General features: G+C 75.3%; 2 protein-coding genes. One reads left to right on the top strand and one right to left on the bottom strand.

Annotated elements, in window-relative coordinates; genetic code table 11:
• A partial coding sequence (locus tag AB0J68_RS31165; RefSeq protein ID WP_363942349.1) for a hypothetical protein occupies positions 1–332 on the bottom strand: 332 nt, incomplete at its 3' end.
• Positions 333–346: 14 nt separating this feature from the next.
• Between AB0J68_RS31165 and AB0J68_RS31160 the strand changes: the two genes are divergently transcribed.
• Positions 347–2,236: a chromosome partitioning protein gene (locus AB0J68_RS31160; RefSeq protein ID WP_363942347.1), complete on the top strand. Its 1,890-nt coding sequence runs from the start codon at positions 347–349 to the stop codon at positions 2,234–2,236.
• Positions 2,237–2,279: the final 43 nt, after the last annotated feature.

The raw sequence follows: 2,279 nt of genomic DNA, 5'->3' as shown, positions 1-2,279 counted from the left end.
GCGTACGTCCGCTCGGCGAGGGTGTCGGGCAGCTCGTTGAGCACCTCGTAGAGGATCTGCACACCCTGGTTGGGCAGGCCCACCTCGTACGCGTCTCGGGCAGCCGGGGGCCGCAGCCCTGCCGCCGCCGTCTCCGTCGGACTACCCGTCCCTGACCGGGGCGGTGCCGCCGCCGAGCGGCTGGGGGGCCACCGGCCCGAGCGGGGCGGGTACGGGTTGGGCACCGGCGCAGCCGAGCTGGCCGCCGGCCGACGCGCCGGCCACTCCACCCACGCCGCCCGCGCCACCGGCGCCGGCCACTCCGCCCGCACCACCCGTTCCGTCGACAGCACCGGTCCCGCCGGCCGTGGGTGCTCTCGTCGGGCCAGGAAGTGACACGTCGCCGCCGACCTCCGGCACTCCGGCCACCGGCACGCTGTCGGGGGCCATCCCAGCCGGAGCGACGGGCACCCCCGCCTTAGCGACGGGCACCGCAACCGGGGCGACGGGCTTCCCAGCCGGAGCGGCGCCGGCCGACGAGCCTGTCCCAGGTCCGGTCACCGACCCGCCGGTCGCGTCGGGCGGCGTCGACCTGGACCTGCCGTTCTCCCTGGACCGCCCGGCGGCAGCAGCCACGCCCACCGACCGACCGACCCCGGCAGGCCCGCCCGCCACAGGTCCGGTGACGGCAGATCCCAGCACGGCAGGCCCGACCACCGCAGGGCCGACCACCGCAGGCCCGAGCACCGCAGGGCCGACCACCGCAGGTCCGAGCATCGCAGGCCCGGCAGCGGCGGTGCCGGTGCCGGTGCCGGTGCCGCAGGCTGGCGGAGCAGCCGGTGCCGGGGAGGACGGCCCTGCCGTCGGGGCGGCACGGCCGGCAACCGAGTCGCCCTGGGCGTATCCGCCGCAGCGGCCGGCCAGCCCGCCCCCGTCGGCCGAGGACCAGGCCACCGTCGCGCCGCCGCCGATTCCCGCGCCGCCCGTCCCACCGCCACCGCCCGCCGTCGACCAGGGCACTGGAGCGGGGCAGACGTACGCCGGCCAGACCTACGCCGGTCAGACGTACTCGCCGACGATTCCCGGCCAGGCCGGCCCGGCACCGGTCGAGCCGCCGCAGCAGGGCGCGGTGGCGACCCCGCCGCCGGGGCCGTTCCCGCCGTCGCCGGGTTGGTATCCGCCGCCCTGGCAGCAGGGCGCGGCCGCGGTTCCACCGGCACCGCCTCAGCAGTACCAGGAGACCGACCCGGTGGCGCGGGTGCCGGCCACCGGTTACCCGGACGCCACCTGGACTCCGGAGACCACGGCCGCGCCGACGGCCGAGGACTTCGCCCGCCGCCGGCAGGTACGGCCCGCCGACCCGGTGGCGACCATGGGCGTACGCGCGGTGGTCAACAAGATGGGTCTGCTCCGGCTCTCGCCGGGGCGGCACGAGCAGGAGCTCAAGCGGGACATCGAGATGGTGCGCCGCAACTTCGGCGGACTGCGGCAGGTGACCGTGGTCAACCCGAAGGGCGGCGCCGGCAAGACGGTGGCCATCCTGCTGCTGGCCATGACGTTCGGGCAGAAGCGTGGCGGCTATGTGCTGGCCTGGGACAACAACGAGACCCAGGGCACGCTCGGCATGCGGGCCCAGCAGGACTTCCACTCCCGCACGGTGCGGGACATGCTGCGCGACCTCGGGCAGTTCCAGGGCGCGCACGGTCGGGTCGGTGACCTGTCGCAGTACGTCCGCTCGCAGGGCGAGGGAATGTTCGACGTCCTGGCCTCGGACGAGTCGGCGACCGGTGGCGAGATGCTGACCGCTGCCGCGTTCGCCGAGATCCGCGAGGTGGTCAGCCGGTTCTACAAGCTGATCTTCGTGGACACCGGGAACAACGTGCGGGCGCAGAACTGGCAGGCGTCGATGGATGCCACCGACCAGCTCGTGGTCACCATGTCGGCCCGTAACGACTCGGCGGAGACGGCCGCCCGGATGCTCGACCACCTGGAGCAGAGCGGCCGGCAGCGGCTGGTCCGGCAGGCGGTGACGGTGGTGTCGATGCCGCCGTCGCGCAAGGAGATCGACCTTCCGGCCATCCAGGAGCACTTCGCGGCCCGAACCAGGGCGGTGCTGCTGGCGCCGTACGAGCGACTCATCGACAGCGGCGAGCCGATCCGGTACGGCGCGCTCTCCGCGGCCACCCGCGACGCCTGGTTGAAGATCGCCGCCGCGGTCGCCGAGGGGAGGTACGCCCGCGCGACGTCGAGCAGATAGGCGCCCCGATACTCCGCCGGCAGCCGCCGCCACGCCTCCCGCC

Origin of the sequence: Micromonospora sp. NPDC049580 (assembly GCF_040675595.1) — a bacterium.
In the GTDB taxonomy this organism is placed as follows: Bacteria; Actinomycetota; Actinomycetes; order Mycobacteriales; family Micromonosporaceae; genus Micromonospora.
Note: the sequence above shows the minus strand (reverse complement) of the source record. Positions and strands in the feature narration are given on the sequence as shown.